We start from the raw sequence: 16,099 nt of genomic DNA, 5'->3' as shown, positions 1-16,099 counted from the left end.
ACTCAGCCGCCGTTGATCATGTCGCGCGCGAGCTGTGGCGCGGAAGAACTGGTGCCCGCCAGCCGCACCACACTGCCACTGCGGCTGCCTGCACCCAGCACGCCCCACAAGGCCGGGTTGTCGTCGCTCGGGTAGAGCGTGTCGGGCACCTTCTTCACATGAGGCCGCTGTGGGCGGCTGGCGTCCGGGTCGGGTCGGCGCGGCGAGTAGAGCGCGAAGTGCCCGCTGGGTGAGGCGTGCCGGCGTGTGCCACCCGCGCTCACCGTGCGTTGGCCGGTCGAGAGGCTGTTGAAGGTGCCGCTGCGGCGGATGAGGCTCGGGTTGGTGGGATGGTCCACGAACGAGTGGATGTTGCCGCTGGTGTCGTAGAACTCGTCTTCCAGGTACGACTGACGCGCGCCGGTGTTGACGCCGAGCGCCACGTCGTCGCGTTCGATGTAGGCGTCCCACACCACCGGCTTGCCGCCTGTGTGGGTGAGCGTGACCTGCCACGCACCGAAAGGCGCCGTGGCTTTGCCCGCGCGTCGGCTGAACGTGGGGGCGATGGCGAGCAGCGCACAGGTGCCTCGGCGACCGAGCGCGGAATCCTGGGGAAAGATCAAGCAGCACAGTGGCTCCCCGTCCTCGTCCAGCCAGAGGCCCGACTCGCCCATGCTGCGCAAGGGCAGGGCGGGGCCACCGCCCGGTGGGGTGACCGTGATGTGCACGTTCTCCGCCCCATCGCCGAGCCAGATTTCCAGGAAGCTCTGGGTGCGGTCGTCGGGCTGCACGCGCCAGTGCAGGTGCTGCGGCTGGCTGCGTTTCAGTTTGCCGTTGGCATGCGTCCGGCTCTGGTACCCATTGCCTGCGGGCACGGCAATCCTCAGCCGCCCGTCGTACAGGTCGATCAACTGGTCCATGGCGGCTTCGAGAATCGAACTGCCGTCATGCGGCCCGGCCAGCGTGCCCCAGCTGATGTTCACCACCACCTCAGCACTCGGCGCGCAGCGCGCCAGGATGTACATCAAGCCATCGAGCACGCTCACGTTCATCGCACCCCCCGAGGTGTCGAGCACGTTGGACCAGTCCAGCTTCACTGCCACGATGTCGCAGCGGCTGGCTTCGTCGTCCCTGGGTTGCAGCAGGTTGCCAGCGCCGCAGGCCTGGCTGGCCACATGCGTGCCGTGGTTCACCGGCTTGCTCAGGTCCCACAGCTGCAGGTGCTGGTAGAGCGCCTCTTCGTCCAACTGGTGATGGCGCGTGTAGAACGCCATGGCCGCGTCGATGGCGGCGCCCGAAAGCTCGTGGCCGTAGCCCATGTCGCGCGGTGTCGGGCCGGCGCGCTCCGGGTCCAGGGGTTGGCGGTGGCGCGGCTGGTTGCCCGGCCAGTTGCCATTCTGGAACGCGTCCTGGCGCCAGAAATGCTTCACACGGGTGCGACCATTCGCGGCCAGGAAAGCGCTGTTGGCCACCGCCAGCCCGCCGTCGATCAAGCCCATCACAGGGCCTGTGAGCAGGTGCCGTGGCGCGATGGGATGGCAGCCGTGGGTGCAGGGATCGATGATGGTGTTGGCATGTTGGTCCACCGGGAGGCCGAGTTCGATGCGCTCGATCAGGCTGTTGAAGTGGGCGCTCTCGCGCATGCGCTGGAAAAAGCGCGGCTTCACGCGAGCACTGCAGAAACGCAGCCCAGGCACGTTGAGGTAAACACGCGGAATCTGCAGCCAGGCGGTGGACGAGGCGGCCACCAGCGCGGGCACGTCGGTGCCTGCGGTCAGCTCGATCACGATGGGCAACCACTTCGGTGGCTTGTGACCGCGGCCGCGGTGGTAGCCCGCAAAGTGGTCGGCTTCTGCCCAGGCCAGATAGGGATCCTGGCCGTCGATCTCGCCTGGCGCGCTCCAGGGAATGCCCGTGAAGACACCGGTGGGCAGCGGCGTCCAGTCGATGGCGCTCATTTCCACTCCTTGAGCGCTTCCTCCCAGAGCCAGTTCAGCAAGGGCGCGTTGCCCACGCTCAGGGTGCCCGCCGACCGCGTGTAGGCGTTGCCGTGTGTGTGGTCCATGGACTGGTGCAGGCTGAAATCGAGCGGTGCGCCGTCGGCACCTTCAAACAGGCGTCCGTCGAATCCGCGCTCGTGCACACGCGTGCCGGTGGCGCGTGCCACCAGGAATTCGGCCAGCGCGGTGCCGAGCAGCCGGCCCACCGCACTGTCCACCGGATAGTGCACGCCTGCCACCACGCGGTTGGTGGCAATGCGCGCGGCCAGGCGCTGCAGTTGCTCGTGGCTGAGACTTCCATTGGGTGGATGGCCTGCATCCGGTGCATGGTTCATCAGGGCCTCGAGCAGCACCGCCACCGCAAACGCCTCGGTGGCATGGCCGCTGGGCCAGCTGCCGTGTCCAGGCGTCTCGATCATGGGCTGGATCTGCGGCGAGAACTGCACCGGGCGGATGCTGGCGAAGATCTGCTTGAAGCGCATCTCCACCAGCACACTGAGCGAGAACACCAGGTCGAGGAGTTGCAGCGTCTTCTTGTGGCGGTGCGGCGTGAGGCCTGCCACGGCGGACCAGAACGCAAAGGGTGGCACTTTCTGGTCCACGATCTCGACCGCGCGGTCGGCGCGGAGATCGGCGTACGCGGCCACCAGATCCAGCTGCTTCTGGAACTGCGCCTTGCTGGGAGCCCGCAGTCGAACCAGTGTCTTGCGCTGGATGTTGCTGGCCTGCAGGTTGGCGAATTCCAGCGATGCGTCCTTCGGACCGGAGCGGGTCTTGAACAACAGACCCTCGACGAGTTCGCTGAAACACGCCTCATGGCGCGGGCCTTCGGCCCAGAGCGCGAGATTGGCCGGTTGGTTGAAACCGGGCTCGTTGACGTGCAGCACCGCCCCGTTGAATGGCCCGACGATAGCGGCACGACTGAGAATAAGTGCTTCCGGAATGGAGGGAGGTCCTCCTCCGCTTTGGCTCCAGCCACCACTCCAGCCGCCACTCCAACCACCGCTCCAACCACCGCTCCAACCACCGCTCCAACCACCGCTCATAGCAGACTCCTCCAAGAAAGTTTATTGATAAGGTACGCCCATGCTGGTCATGACTTGGGCAATTCTTCGTCGCAAATTGCTTTCGCGGCCGACCGATAGATATCTGGCGACAGTCAATCCGGGGTCGAGGGTGCGCAGCTCTGTCAGCGTTTCCTGTGCTTGCGACAGAAGACCACTTTCAAACTGGGCAATCAACAAGGATCGAAGTGTAGGCAGCTGGTAGCGATTGCGTCGGAGGGAGGCTCGGCTGGCTTCGATCGCTTTGTCCCATTGGCCTACGGCTGCATAGCAACCTCCAAGGCTCATTTCATAGTAGAAGCGCAGGGGATCCAGCGGCGAGAGATTCAGTGCATTTTCAGCCTCGCGAACGGCATGCTCACCATCGCCCCACATCACAGACCACACGCTGCTGTAGAGCCAGGCCATGGGGTCGTTCGGGTTGTTTTGCGTCGCTTCCTGCAGAAGGCGGCGTGACGCCTCCACGTCTTCACCGAGGTGGCAAAGCGCATGCCCTTTGATTGCCATGGCCAGCGAGCTCGAGGGTTCGAGGTCAAGCGCACGATCGGCCGTGTCGATGGCGCGCTTGAAGTCTCGCGTGGGTTCCCCGGAGAGACCTTGCACCACCTGCATGATGTGCCACTTGGCCAGCCAGGCCCAGGGAGTGGCCACGCGCTTGTGGCGCTGCAACACGGCTTCCAGCAGCTGCTGGCTGCGCTGCAGGTCGCGCGGCGTGGAGCGGTGCATGAGCGTGATGCCGCCCAGCATCAGCGCGTTGCTGTCGAGTCGTGGCACTGGCAGCACCAGCGTGCGTTGCACCAGTTCGTTCAGCAGCGCCTTGGCACAGGCGCCACAGAGTGTGTCGAGCAGGTCGCTCTGTGTCTCCAGCAGATCGTGCGTACTGCCGGTGAGGCGTTCGGCCCAGATCACCTCGCCGCGGCGGTTGTCGGAGAGCTCGGCCATGATCACGACCTTGTCGCCATAGGTCACATAGCTGCCGCCGAGCACGAAGGACGCATCCAGGCACTGACCGATCTCGTCGGCCGTTCGCTGGCGGCCCCGGAATGCCGTGGTGGACATGCGCGAGATCACGCGCAGGTTCTGGCTGCGAGAGAGCTGCGCGATCACGCCATCGGCGATCAGTTCGCCGATCACGTACTGCTCAGCGGCGTGGCTTCGCGTTTCGAACGGTATCACCGCAATCGAAGGCCGGAAGTCGGCGGCCGCGCCTTCGGGCACGCGCGGTCGCACGGCAGCCGAGTCTCTGGAGACCGGGTAGAGCAGCCAGGTGCGCACCGGTTCGGGCCAGTGCTTGAGATAACTCTCTCCCCGGTCCTCCACCTCGGCGTCCACGCCGATCACGATGTTGTCGAACACGCTGGCGGTGACCAGCGTCTCACCGGGCGAGGCAAGGTCTGCCACGCGCGCGGCCAGATTCACGCCCTGGCCATAGACGTCGTTCTCATCCACGTAGAGGTTCGTGGCGTTGATGCCCGCGCGCAGGTGCAGTTGCTGAGGCGGGGGCAGCGTCTCGTTGAGCGGAGCGAAGTAGCGGTGCAGAGCCAGTGCCGCCTGGACCGCTTCGGTGGGCTGGTCGAACTCGGCCAGCAGGCCATCGCCCAGGCTTTTGACCAGACGACCGTGGCAGGCTGGCAGCACCTGCGTGGTCGCGTGATGCATGAAACCACGCCATTGGTTGATGACGGCAGCTTCGTTGGCGGCCATGAGGCGCACGGATTCCACCAGATCGATCACCAGCACCACTTTGTGGCGCTGTTGCGGCAGGGGCGGCACGGCCGACATTTCCTCGTGCAGGACGGTAGGTGTCGGGGGTGACGATTGGGTGCTCGGGGTCATGCCTGTGGGGGTATTTTCATCTGGTTGCAGTTTCTCACATGTCCGTGCCAGCGTCGGCAACTTCCCCGGCAAAAACAGCAAAGCCGGCGAGCGCCGGCTTTGCTGGGAACCTGCGCACCCCTATGGGGCACGCGGGAGAGGATCACTTCAGGTGGTCGTTGACCAGCTTGGTCATTTCGAACATGGAGGCCTGGGCCTTCTTGAAGATTTCCTTGAGCTTTGCGTCGGCATTGATCATGCGACGGTTCACCGAGTCCTGCAGCTTGTTCTTCTTGATGTAGTCCCAGATCTTCTTGGTGACTTCGGTGCGCGGCAGAGGGCTGCTGCCCACGATCGCGGCCAGGGCGGCGCTGGGGGTCAGCGCTTTCATGAACGCGGCGTTGGGGGTGCGCTTCTTGGCAGGGGCCTTCTTGGCCGGCGCCTTTTTGGCAGGAGCCGCTTTCTTCGCAGGAGCCGCCTTCTTGGCCGGAGCCGCTTTCTTCGCCGGAGCCTTCTTGGCCGGAGCGGCCTTCTTCGCAGGAGCGGCCTTCTTGGCCGGAGCCGCCTTTTTAGCGGGAGCTTTTTTCGCAGTTGCCATGGTTGAATTTCCTTCTAGAAGTTGACTTGCTTTCCCAGCGGAAAACGCGCTTTCTCGCTGGTGTCTCGGATGCTAATGGAGATGCACCCGCAATCCAAGATGGAGAGCGCAGTTTTTTCAAGCTTTGCGCAGGGGGAGAGGCGGTTTTTGGCCGGGAAAACAACACTTGCGTGACCGGCGCGCGCTCTGCGCCCGCGCCGGGATGTTTCTCCCCTGTGGCGCACGCACAGTTTCTGCTTCAATTCTTCACGGCTTTTTCCCGTGTTCTTTTGCGAGTTTGTCCATGACTTCAACGCTTTTCATCCCCACCTGCGACCTGTGCGATGCGCACAAGAACGACACCAGCGGCGCCTTTCGTGTGCTGCCGCCGGTGTGGCGAAGCTTTGGCGCGGTGACGCGCTGTGCCGGTCCGGTGGTCACCATCAAATGCTTCGAGGACAACTCGCTCGTGAAGTCGGCGGTCGAGAGCGCCGGTGAGGGGCAGGTGCTGGTGGTCGATGGCGGCGCCTCCATGCGCCGTGCGCTGCTCGGCGGCAACCTGGGTGCTGCGGCCGCACGCAACGGATGGGCCGGCGTGGTGATCGATGGTTGCGTGCGCGATGTGGCTGAACTCGCGCAATGCCAGACCGGCATCTTCGCGCTGACCAGCATGCCGTTGCCCACCGAGCGTCGCAACGAAGGCCAACGCGATCTGGCGGTGCGCATCCAGGGCGTGTGGGTGCGACCCGGAGACTGGCTCTATGCCGACGAAGACGGCATCGTGGTAGCGGACCGGCAGCTGTAGGCAGGCCGCGCAGTGCCTGCCTAAGCTGTGATGCCCTTGTAGAGCATGTAGGCCGCCAGCAGATAAAGAAGGCCGGCGAATACCCGCTTGAGCGACTTCACCGGCAGCGCATGCGCTGCCTTCACGCCCAGCGGTGCCATCAGCACGCTCACACTGGCGATCACCACCAGCGCGGGCACGTAGATGTAGCCGATCGATCCTGCTGGCAGGTCTTTCACACCCTGGCCTGCAACCACATAGCCAAGGGCGTTGGCCAGCGCGATCGGAAAACCGAGTGCGGCACTGGTGGCCACGGCGTTGTGGATGCTCACGTTGCACCAGGTCATGAAGGGCACGCTGACGAAACCGCCACCTGCGCCCACCAGGCCCGAAAGAAAACCGATCACACCGCCGGCGCCCAGAAGGCCGGGCGTGCCTGGCAGCGTGCGCGTGGGTTTGGGCTTCTTGTCCAGCAGCATCTGTGTGGCCGAGAAGCCCACGAACGCGGCAAAGAACAAGGCGAGCCAGGAGCCTTTGAGCAACGCGAACACGCCCAGGCTGGCTGCAATGGAGCCGAGCACGATGCCGGGCGCCAGGCCCTTGACGACGTCCCAGCGCACGGCGCCGCGCTTGTGGTGCGCGCGCACGCTGGAGATGGATGTGAAGATGATGGTGGCCATGGACGTGGCGATGGCCATCTTGACGGCGAGGTCCGCCTCCACGCCGCGTCCTGCGAGGATGAAGGTGATGAAGGGAACCATCACCATGCCTCCGCCAATGCCGAGCAGGCCGGCGAGGAAACCAGTGGCAAGGCCGAGCACGGCCAGTTCGAGAATCAGCAGGAGATCTAAGGACATGAAGGGTGTCTGCAAGTGCCACCGGACCGGCATCCTGAACCGGGGTTCAGGTGGGCGAGGGCAGCGTGGCTTCGGGTTCGTCTGACGCGAGACGCTCGCACCAACCACGCAATGTACCAAGCCCGGGCTCTATGAGCATTGGTTCAAGGAAATATAAAGCCCGGCGCGCACTGCAGACGGTATGAATTGTAGGCGCGTCATGCGCGCGATGCGGACCATCGGTCGATCAACGTTCGTGCAGTGACGAGCGGTGATCAAAGCAGTCGACCGTCCTTGTCGAGGGTCTGGTCGAGCCGGCGCATCAGCTCGTCCACGCGTGCCTGGGTCTGCGGGTCCAATGGCTCGCTCTCGAACGCGCCGCCAGCTTCGGCGAACGCGCTGTTCTCGGGCTGTCCGAAAGAAGATGCCTGAAAGGCCACGGCTTCCTTTTGCGAGAGCTCGAACGCGAGGTTGAGCGAGGCCAGCACCGCGATGCGATCGCGTGCCTTGACCTTGCCCGCATCGCGGATGCGGCACATGGCCGTGTCCACGCGCTCGACGGCGTCGAGCAGCGAGGCCTCGCCACCGGGCGGGCAGGAGAGCAGGTAACTCTGGCCCATGATCTGCACTTCGATCTGCTTGCTGCCGGGTTTGTTCATGTACGTTCCTTCGGTGCGCCCTTGATGGCGTCGCCCATTCCGGGGGGCAGTCGCTCGAGCAATGCGTCGATGCGCGCGCGCGCGGCCATGAGCCGGGATTTCAGCGAATCGCGCTCGGCCTGCAGGGCATGCACCTGCTCGACCAGCAGCGAGTTGGTGCGCTGCAGTTCTTCGTGGCGCAGCAGCAGCCGCTCCACGCGCTCGGTGATCTGGTCAATGTGCTTGGGATCGGCCATGGTTGGGATTCGCAGTTTTCACATTGTAGGGTTGCCCCAAGCCGTCGCGGCTTAGAATGCCCGCTGTTGGTGCTCGCGGTGTGGTTCACATGCCGCAGTTCAACGGGAAGCAGGAGGGAATGTCTCATGAGACGGACCTAACCTGCGCTGCCCCCGCAACGGTAAGCAGACGAGAAGCCTGGCACACCCTGCCATGGCCACTCCGCTTTCATCACGCAGCCACTGGACGACATCGCCTGTCGTCTGGGAAGGCGATGAAGGTTGTTCTGCCAGCCCGGATACCGGCCAACAAGGTGGTGGTGCGTCCGGCAACGGCGCGCTGCCGTGACGCCCACGCACCGTCGGGGAAGACGGTGAGGGCACTCAAGCTTGTGTTCTCTTTCATGAAAAACCGCAATCTGCGCGCGCCCCTGGCCGTGCTGCCTCTGGCCATGCTGGCCACGTTCCCTTCCCACGCCCAGACCGACACCGTCGCCTTGCTCAAGGAAACGGTGGTCACCGCCACACGGGTCGAAACCCGGACCGATGCCGTGCTCAGCGACGTCGTCGTGATCGAGTCCGAAACGCTGGAGCGATCCGTGGGTCGCACGCTCTCCGAAGTGCTGGCCCGCGCCGCTGGTCTACAGATGTCGTCCAATGGCGGCCTGGGCAAGCAGTCGGGCCTGTTCGTCCGTGGCACCGAGTCGCGCCATGTGCTCCTGCTGGTCGACGGGGTGCGCTATGGCTCGTCCACCGCCGGCTCGGCTTCGTTCGACAACATTCCACTGGGCATCATCGACCGCATCGAGGTGCTCAAGGGTCCTGCATCTGCGCTGTATGGCAGCGACGCCGTGGGCGGCGTGGTGCAGATCTTCACCAAGCAGGGCGAGAAGGGCTTTCACCCTAACGCCAGCGTGACGCTGGGCAGCTACGGCCACCGTGCCGCGAGCGCCGGCTTCAGTGGCGGTACCGACACGGTGACCTACTCGTTGAGCGCAGGCACTGTGCACGAACGGGGTTTCTCGGCCACCAACCCGAACGTGGCCTTTGGTGGTCACAACCCGGACGACGACGCCTTCGATCAGGACAGCGTCTCGGGTTCGCTGCGCTGGGCGATCGCACCCGGCTGGACGACCAGCCTGCATTTCACCCAGGCCGATGGCACGACGGAATACGACAACGGCCCCACCGCGTTCAATGCGCGCACGGACATGACCACGCGCATCGCTGGCTGGGGTCTGGAGCGCAAGTGGTCGGCCGACTCGCGCACGCAGTTCAAGCTCTCGCGCAGCGACGATCGCGCCACGACATTCAACGTCACCGACACCTCGCGTTTCGAAACCGCCCAGACGCAAGCCACGCTGCAGCACGACTGGAACACCTTTGCAGGCAATGTGGTCGTGGGGCTGGAATCCATCAAGGAGGCCGTTTCGGGCACGCAGGCCTATGCCGTCAACAGCCGCACCACACGCGCTGCATTCGCCGGCGTCCAGGGCCAGGCCGGCCAGCACCTGTGGCAGGCCAACCTGCGACGTGACAGCAACTCGCAGTTCGGCGGTGCCACCACGGGCTTTGCCAGCTACGGTTTCCAGATCACGCCGAACTGGCGCCCTCACGTCGCCTATGGCACGTCGTTCAAGATGCCATCGTTCAACACCCTGTACTGGGTGTCGCCTTTCTTCAACGGCAATCCCAGCACCCAGCCTGAGCGAGGCAAGAACGCCGAGGCCGGCCTGACCTACACGCAGGGCCTGCACGAGATCAAGCTCACACGTTTCGACAACCGGGTGCGTGGCTTCATCACCACGCAGCCGGTGGTTGTGAACGTGCCGCGAGCACGCATGGAAGGGTGGTCGCTCGGTTACATGGGAGCGTCTGGCGACTGGACCTGGAATGCCCATCTGGAGTTGCTCGACGCACGCAACCAGGTCAACCGCCTCAAGTTGCAACGCCGCGCCGACGAGAACCTGACGCTGGCGCTGGATCGTCAGACGGGGGCCTGGACCTGGGGCGGTTCGCTGCTGGCGATGTCCGATCGTTTCGACAACGCGGCCAACACCGTGCGTCTGCCGGGCTTCGCCACGCTGGATCTCTACACCGCCTACCGTGTCACCAAAGACTGGTCGGTGAACCTGCGGCTGAACAACCTGGCCGACAAGGCCTACGAAACCGCCCGCGGCTACAACCAGCCTGGCCGAGCTGCGTACCTGACGCTGGAATGGAAACCCCGCCCTTGAGTTCGACCTGCCCGGCCGTCCTGGTCGCGGCCCCGGCGTCGGGCCAGGGCAAGACCACGGTGGCTGCCGCGCTGGCGCGCCTGCACGCACGCGCTGGCTGGCGCGTGCGTGCCTTCAAGTGCGGACCCGATTTCCTGGATCCGCACTGGCTCGCGCTGGCCACCGGCCAGCCGGTGCACAACCTCGATCTCTGGATGACGGGTGAGGACGACGCGCGAGCGAGGCTGCATGCGGCCGCTCTCGAGTCGGACCTCATCGTGGTCGAAGGTGTGATGGGCTTGTTCGATGGCGAGCCCAGCGCGGCCGATCTCGCTCAGCGCCTGGGTCTGCCCGTGCTGGCGGTGATCGACGCCTCGGCCATGGCGGGCACATTCGGTGCCCTGGCGTTTGGCATGCAGCATTTTCGCCCCGGGTTGCCCTGGGCCGGTGTGCTGGCCAACCGCGTGGCCAGCGCGCGCCATGCGCAGATGCTGGAAGGTGCAGAGGGCTTTCTTGGCGCGGTGATGCGCGACGCCGCGTTCACGCTGCCCGAGCGGCATCTTGGCCTGACGGTCGCGGCCGAGCTGCCGGATGCGCTCGCCCGCCTGGACGCCGCCGCCGATGCCCTGGCGCAAACGCCGCTGGGTCGCATGGATGGGGCCGCGCTCTCGCGCTGGGTGGTGCCTTTCGAAGCACCCGCGCCGCGTGCCACCGTACCACCGCTGCTCGCGGGCAAGACCGTGGCCGTCGCTCGCGACACCGCGTTCTGCTTCATCTACCCGGCCAATCTGGACGTGTTGCGATCACTCGGCGCACAGCTGGCTTTTTTCTCGCCGCTCGCCGGCGAGCCGCTGCCCGCTTGCGATGCCGCCTGGTTGCCGGGCGGTTATCCGGAGCTGCATGCGGCCACGTTGGCCACGGCCACGACCTCCCGCGCCAGTCTGGTGGCTCATGTGCAGGCCGGTCGCCCCGTGTGGGCAGAATGCGGCGGCATGATGCCGCTCTTCGATCAACTCGCCACGCTGGATGGCGAAACCCACGCGATGTGGGGCGTTCTGCCCGGACGCGTGACCATGCAGCCGCGGCTGGTGGCCCTGGGCCCGCAACAGCTTGTGCTGCCCCAGGGCGTGTTGCGGGGCCACACCTTTCACTATTCGCGATGCGAGTCGCCTCTGGAGCCCGCGTGCCGGACCGAGTCCACGCGCGGCGGCGCTGGAGGACGTGGCGAGGCGGTGTACCGTTGCGGCTCGCTGCGGGCCAGTTACTTTCATGCCTGGTTCGCCTCCAGCCCCGAAGCCACGGCCTCGCTGTTCCTGGCAGGAGAGGCCGCATGAACACCCCGGCTCTCGGTCCGCAGCGCATCGTCTGTCTCACCGAAGAAACCACCGAGTGGCTCTACCTGCTCGGGCAGGAGCACCGCATCGTGGGCATTTCGGGCTACACGGTGCGTCCCCGGCGTGCGCGCGAGGAGAAGCCCAAGGTGAGTGCGTTCCTCAGCGCAAAGATCGACAAGATCCTCGATCTGAAACCCGACTGCGTGTTCGGTTTTTCCGACCTGCAGGCCGACATCGCGGCCTTGCTGATCCGTGCGGGCGTGCAGGTGACGGTGTTCAACCAGCGCAGCGTGGAAGAGATCCTGTCCATGCTCTACCAAGTGGCGGCCATGGTGGGTTGCGCCGAGGAAGCGCAGCGCTGGATCGAGGCCACGCGGGTTCGGCTCGGCTGCATCCGCGATGCGGTGACCGCGCTGCAGGCCAGTGGCAAGCGCCGGCCCCGCGTATTTTTTGAGGAATGGGACGAGCCGCACATCAGCGGCATCCGCTGGGTGTCCGAGCTGTTGGGCATTGCGGGTGGCGATGACGTGTTTCCCGAACTCTCATTGATGCCGCTGGGCAAGGACCGCATCATCGGCGACGGCCTGCAGATCGTGCAGCGCAACCCGGACATCGTCATCGGCTCCTGGTGCGGCAAGAAATTCCGGCCCGAGAAAGTGGCCGCGCGCGAAGGCTGGCAGGACGTGAACGCCGTGAAGAACGGCCAGTTGTTCGAGATCAAGTCGGCCGACATCCTGCAGCCCGGCCCTGCCGCGCTCACCGATGGCGTGGACCAGATGCACCGCATCGTGGTCGACTGGATGCACCGCCATGGTTGAGATCGCGCACAGCGAATTCATCCTCGGGGGTCAACGCAGTGGCAAGTCGCGCCGCGCGGAATCCCTGGCCCGGCAATGGCTTGACGGCGCACCCGCGCGCCAGGCGGTGCTGATCGCCACCGGCCAACCGTGGGATGACGAGATGCGCGAGCGCATCGCCCGCCACCAGCGTGACCGTGCCGAGCGCGTGCCCGGCATGGTGACGGTGGAGGAACCCATCGCCCTGGCCGACGCGCTGCACGCGGGCAGCACGCCGCACACCCTGGTGGTGGTGGACTGCCTCACCTTGTGGCTGACCAACCTGTTGATGCCCGCCGCGGGCGAAGCCGTTGATGTCGAGGCGCCCCGGCTGGCGCTCTGCCGGGCGATTGCGGCGGCGCCCGGGCCGGTGGTGCTGGTGGGCAACGAGATCGGCCTGGGCGTGATCCCCCTGGGGCGCGAGGTGCGTGCCTTCGTGGATGCGCTCGGCGGCCTGAACCAGGCGGTGGCTGCTGCCTGCCAGCGCGTCACGCTGATGGCGGCAGGACTGCCGCTGACCCTGAAAGATTCAAGTTGATGAGATTCATGCTGACGCTTCTTCGCCTGTCTGCGCTGTGGCTGTGCGGTTTTTCCGTGGGGGCGCTGCACGCCGCCAGCGTGCAAGTGACCGACGACCGGGGTGTCACCGTGACGCTGGCGCAGTCGCCGCAGCGCATCGTTTCGCTGCTGCCTTCGCTCACCGAAACGGTCTGTGAGCTGGGCCAGTGCCACCGGCTGGTGGGCGTGGACCGGTACTCGAATTTCCCCGCATCCGTGCGCGCGCTGCCCCAGACGGGTGGCGGCATCGATCCCAACATCGAGGCCATCGTGGCGCTCAAGCCCGACGTGGTGCTGATGGCCACTTCGTCGCGCGGTGTGCAGCGGCTGGAGGCGCTCGGCCTGAAGGTGCTGGCGCTGGAGCCACGAACCTCGAAGGATGCCCAGCGCGTCATGGCTTTGCTGGGGCAATTGCTCGAGGTGCCAGATGCACTGCGCATCTGGCGCGCCATCGATGCCGGCGTGTCGGCCGCCGCACAGTCGCTGCCGCCGCGTGCGAAGAACCTGCGCGTGTACTACGAGGTCAGCTCGGGTGGCTACGCGGCAGGCACGCAGTCCTTCATCGGCGAGATGATGGCGCGCCTGGGTGTGCAGAACATCATCGAACCGAAGATGGGGCCGTTTCCGCGCATCAACCCCGAGTACGTGGTGCGTGCCAACCCCGACCTGATCATGATCGGCTCGCGCAACGTGCAGGGCCTGGAGCAGCGCCCCGGCTGGGCGGGCCTGCGAGCCATTCGCGGGCAGCACATCTGCGTGTTCACGCCCGAGGAGTCCGACGTGCTGGTGCGCCCGGGCCCACGCATGGCTGAGGCCGCGCGCGTCATGGCGCGCTGCATCGCGCAAAAAGGTGCGCCATGACGGGTGCGCAGCGCAGCCTGTGGCTGGGTGCCGGCCTCCTGCTGGCGGCGCTGGCCGTGCTGCTGTTGGGCGCTGGCGTGGGCAGCACGGGGTTCGATAGCGTGCTCAACGCGCGCCATGATCCGGTGGCCTGGCAGATCCTGTGGGACATCCGCCTGCCGCGCACGCTGGGCGCGTGGATGGCAGGAGGACTGCTCGGACTGGCGGGTGCCGTGGCCCAGGGCCTGTTCCGCAACCCCCTGGCCGACCCCTACCTGCTGGGCAGTGCCTCGGGTGCCGCGCTGGGCGTGGCCCTGGCGCTGGCCCTGTTCGGCACCTCGCCCTTTGCCACCCAGTGGCTGGTGCGCCTGGGCCTAACAGGCGCCGCGTTCGCTGGCGCCGTGCTCGGCGTGGTGCTCACGCTGGCGCTGGCCAAGGGCGTGCAGCACACCTTGCGCCTGCTGCTGGCCGGTGTGATCGTCGGCGTGGTGCTCGGCGCCGCGCGCGATCTCGTGACCATCGCCGCGCCCGACATCCTGCAAGCCATGCAGGGCTTCACGCTGGGCAGCACCGGGTTCGTGGGCTGGGCTTCGTGCGGTGTGATGGCCGGTATGTTGCTCGTGGCGGTGCTGATTGCCGCGTCGCTGGGCCGCGTGCTCGATGGCCTGGCCCTGGGCGAAGCCACGGCCATCAGCCTTGGCCTGCCGCTGGCTGCGGTGCGCGTGGCGCTGGTAGCGGTGCTCGCCATGGCCACCGGTGCGGCGGTGGCGCAGACGGGGTTGATCGCTTTCGTGGGCCTGGCCTCACCGCACCTGGTGCGCTCCATCGTGAAAACAACGCACGCCCGGCTGGTCGTGCTGAGCGCCTTCATGGGGGGGCTGCTGCTGATGGCTGCAGACGTGCTCGCGCGCTGGGTGATCGCACCGCAGGAACTGCCCGTGGGCGTGCTCACGGCGGTGCTCGGTGGCAGCTACCTGCTGTGGCTGATGCACCGTCGCCGACAACCGGGGGGTGTGCTGTGACGCACGCGATGCAGGCACACGGTATCGGGGTGGCGCTGGGTGGCGTGCCGGTGCTGCACGGCATCGACGTGGCTTTGCCCACCGCGCGCTGGACCAGCGTGGTCGGACCCAACGGCGCCGGCAAATCCACGTTGCTCAAGACACTCGCTGGCCTCCTGCCGCATGGTGGCCAGGTGCAACTGCTGGGTCGCCCGCTCGGGCAATGGCGTGGCCGCGAGCGGGCGCGCCGCCTGGCCTGGCTGGGGCAAGGCGAGCAGGGTGCGGACGACCTCAGCGTGTGGGACGTGGCCATGCTCGGGCGTTTGCCGCACCAGCCCTGGCTGGCGCCGCCCTCCGAGGCCGACCGTGCGGCGGTGGAAGCGGCGCTGCACGCCACCCAGGCCTGGGACTGGCGCCACCGGTCGCTGGGCGCGCTTTCGGGCGGTGAACGCCAGCGCGTGCTGCTGGCGCGCCTGCTGGCGGTGAACGCCGACGTGTTGCTGATGGACGAGCCCCTGGCCAACCTCGACCCGCCTCACCAGGCCGACTGGCTGCTGCTGGTGCGCGATCTGGTGGCGAACGGCAAGACCGTGGTGAGCGTGCTGCACGAGATCGGCATGGCGCTGCACGCGGACGAAATGGTGGTCATGGCAGAAGGTCGTGTGCGGCACCACGGCGGTTGCAATGACCCGGGCACGCACCAGGCGCTGGAAGAAGTTTTTGACCACCGCATCGCGATCCATCCACTGGGTGACCAGTGGGTCGCGCTGCCCCGCTGATGACACAGGAGACCCGCATGCAGATCGAAACCCCTCCCACCGAGAAGCGCTACCAGAAGCCAGAAGGCGAGCGGCGTGGCCTGGTGATCGTGCACACCGGTGACGGCAAGGGCAAGAGCACGGCGGCTTTCGGCCTCGCGCTGCGTGCTTTCGGCCGGACGCATGTGCACGGCAAGTTGGTGAAGATCTTCCAGTTCATGAAGGTGCCCAGTGCACGGTTTGGCGAACATCGGGTCTTCGAACAGCTAGGCCTTCCCATCGAGGGGCTGGGAGATGGGTTCAGCTGGAAGAGCCAGGACCTCGAGCATTCCGCGCAGCTTGCGCGCGATGGCTGGCAGAGAGCACGCGCTGCGATTCTGGGCGGTGACCATTTCATGGTCACGCTCGACGAACTCACGTACCCGCTCATCTATGGCTGGTTGCCGCTGGACGATGTGTTGCAGACGCTGCGCGAAAGGCCCCGTCATGTTCACGTCGTCATCACCGGCCGGCGCTGTCCGCCCGAGATCATCGAACTGGCCGACACGGTCACCGAGATGACGCTCGTCAAACATGCGTTCAAGGCGGGCATACCTGCCCAGCGCGGCATCGAAGACTAGGATCGCC

Annotated in this window: 16 protein-coding genes, 1 other RNA gene and 1 riboswitch; of the genes, 9 read left to right on the top strand and 8 right to left on the bottom strand. The window is 66.1% G+C overall.

Going from position 1 to position 16,099, the window contains the following annotated elements; genetic code table 11:
* Positions 1–2: 2 nt before the first annotated feature.
* The 4 genes from ACTIF6_RS05435 to ACTIF6_RS05420 form a co-directional block, all read right to left on the bottom strand.
* Complete coding sequence (locus ACTIF6_RS05435; RefSeq protein WP_439586987.1) at positions 3–1,937, bottom strand: S8 family serine peptidase; 1,935 nt, start codon at positions 1,935–1,937, stop codon at positions 3–5.
* A complete protein-coding gene (locus ACTIF6_RS05430; protein WP_439586986.1) occupies positions 1,934–2,866 on the bottom strand; it encodes a phosphatase PAP2 family protein in 933 nt (310 codons plus the stop codon). Before ACTIF6_RS05430 ends, ACTIF6_RS05435 begins: the two co-directional genes overlap by 4 nt.
* A 180-nt stretch (positions 2,867–3,046) precedes the next feature.
* Positions 3,047–4,879, bottom strand: coding sequence for an adenylate/guanylate cyclase domain-containing protein (locus ACTIF6_RS05425; protein ID WP_439586985.1), 1,833 nt, complete (start codon positions 4,877–4,879; stop codon positions 3,047–3,049).
* A 142-nt stretch (positions 4,880–5,021) separates the two neighbouring features.
* Complete coding sequence (locus tag ACTIF6_RS05420; protein WP_439518670.1) at positions 5,022–5,456, bottom strand: SWIB/MDM2 domain-containing protein; 435 nt, start codon at positions 5,454–5,456, stop codon at positions 5,022–5,024.
* Positions 5,457–5,739: 283 nt separating this feature from the next.
* Here ACTIF6_RS05420 and rraA point away from each other — a divergent pair, with 283 nt between their 5' ends.
* Positions 5,740–6,240, top strand: a complete 501-nt coding sequence (rraA, locus tag ACTIF6_RS05415) for a ribonuclease E activity regulator RraA (RefSeq protein WP_439586984.1) — start codon at positions 5,740–5,742, stop codon at positions 6,238–6,240.
* A 20-nt stretch (positions 6,241–6,260) separates the two neighbouring features.
* On the opposite strand, the gene ACTIF6_RS05410 is transcribed toward rraA, so the two are convergent.
* The 4 genes from ACTIF6_RS05410 to ACTIF6_RS05395 all read right to left on the bottom strand — a co-directional run bounded on the left by ACTIF6_RS05410 (position 6,261) and on the right by ACTIF6_RS05395 (position 7,950).
* Positions 6,261–7,076 (bottom strand): sulfite exporter TauE/SafE family protein, encoded by an 816-nt coding sequence (locus tag ACTIF6_RS05410; protein WP_439586983.1) that lies wholly within the window; start codon positions 7,074–7,076, stop codon positions 6,261–6,263.
* 2 nt (positions 7,077–7,078) lie between these two features.
* A non-coding RNA gene (gene ssrS / locus ACTIF6_RS05405) (6S RNA) lies at positions 7,079–7,258 on the bottom strand.
* Positions 7,259–7,330: 72 nt separating this feature from the next.
* A complete protein-coding gene (locus ACTIF6_RS05400) occupies positions 7,331–7,714 on the bottom strand; it encodes a cell division protein ZapA (RefSeq protein WP_439586982.1) in 384 nt (127 codons plus the stop codon).
* On the bottom strand, positions 7,711–7,950 hold the full coding sequence (locus tag ACTIF6_RS05395; protein WP_439586981.1) for a DUF904 domain-containing protein: 240 nt from the start codon (positions 7,948–7,950) through the stop codon (positions 7,711–7,713). Before ACTIF6_RS05395 ends, ACTIF6_RS05400 begins: the two co-directional genes overlap by 4 nt.
* A gap of 50 nt (positions 7,951–8,000) precedes the next feature.
* Positions 8,001–8,254, top strand: a riboswitch (cobalamin riboswitch).
* 79 nt (positions 8,255–8,333) lie between these two features.
* Between ACTIF6_RS05395 and ACTIF6_RS05390 the strand changes: the two genes are divergently transcribed.
* From ACTIF6_RS05390 to cobO, 8 genes are read left to right on the top strand one after another with little or no spacing between them, the layout of a single operon-like run.
* On the top strand, positions 8,334–10,166 hold the full coding sequence (locus ACTIF6_RS05390; RefSeq protein ID WP_439586980.1) for a TonB-dependent receptor domain-containing protein: 1,833 nt from the start codon (positions 8,334–8,336) through the stop codon (positions 10,164–10,166).
* Entirely contained in the window at positions 10,148–11,479 is a 1,332-nt protein-coding gene (locus ACTIF6_RS05385; protein ID WP_439586979.1) for a cobyrinate a,c-diamide synthase, read from the top strand. Before ACTIF6_RS05390 ends, ACTIF6_RS05385 begins: the two co-directional genes overlap by 19 nt.
* Entirely contained in the window at positions 11,476–12,297 is an 822-nt protein-coding gene (locus ACTIF6_RS05380) for a cobalamin-binding protein (protein ID WP_439586978.1), read from the top strand. Before ACTIF6_RS05385 ends, ACTIF6_RS05380 begins: the two co-directional genes overlap by 4 nt.
* Entirely contained in the window at positions 12,290–12,853 is a 564-nt protein-coding gene (cobU, locus tag ACTIF6_RS05375) for a bifunctional adenosylcobinamide kinase/adenosylcobinamide-phosphate guanylyltransferase (protein WP_439586977.1), read from the top strand. The genes ACTIF6_RS05380 and cobU overlap by 8 nt, the downstream gene beginning before the upstream one ends.
* Positions 12,854–12,861: 8 nt before the next feature.
* Entirely contained in the window at positions 12,862–13,734 is an 873-nt protein-coding gene (locus tag ACTIF6_RS05370; protein ID WP_439586976.1) for an ABC transporter substrate-binding protein, read from the top strand.
* Entirely contained in the window at positions 13,731–14,735 is a 1,005-nt protein-coding gene (locus tag ACTIF6_RS05365) for a FecCD family ABC transporter permease (RefSeq protein ID WP_439586975.1), read from the top strand. The genes ACTIF6_RS05370 and ACTIF6_RS05365 overlap by 4 nt, the downstream gene beginning before the upstream one ends.
* A gap of 8 nt (positions 14,736–14,743) precedes the next feature.
* Positions 14,744–15,493: an ABC transporter ATP-binding protein gene (locus ACTIF6_RS05360; protein WP_439586974.1), complete on the top strand. Its 750-nt coding sequence runs from the start codon at positions 14,744–14,746 to the stop codon at positions 15,491–15,493.
* 17 nt (positions 15,494–15,510) lie between these two features.
* The gene (cobO, locus tag ACTIF6_RS05355) at positions 15,511–16,092 is read left to right on the top strand and encodes a cob(I)yrinic acid a,c-diamide adenosyltransferase (protein ID WP_439586973.1); all 582 of its coding nucleotides are present in this window, start codon (positions 15,511–15,513) and stop codon (positions 16,090–16,092) included.
* The last annotated feature ends 7 nt before the right edge of the window (positions 16,093–16,099 follow it).

The sequence above is a fragment of the Hydrogenophaga sp. genome, assembly GCF_051860785.1.
Lineage (GTDB): Bacteria > Pseudomonadota > Gammaproteobacteria > Burkholderiales > Burkholderiaceae_C > Hydrogenophaga.
Note: the sequence above shows the minus strand (reverse complement) of the source record. Positions and strands in the feature narration are given on the sequence as shown.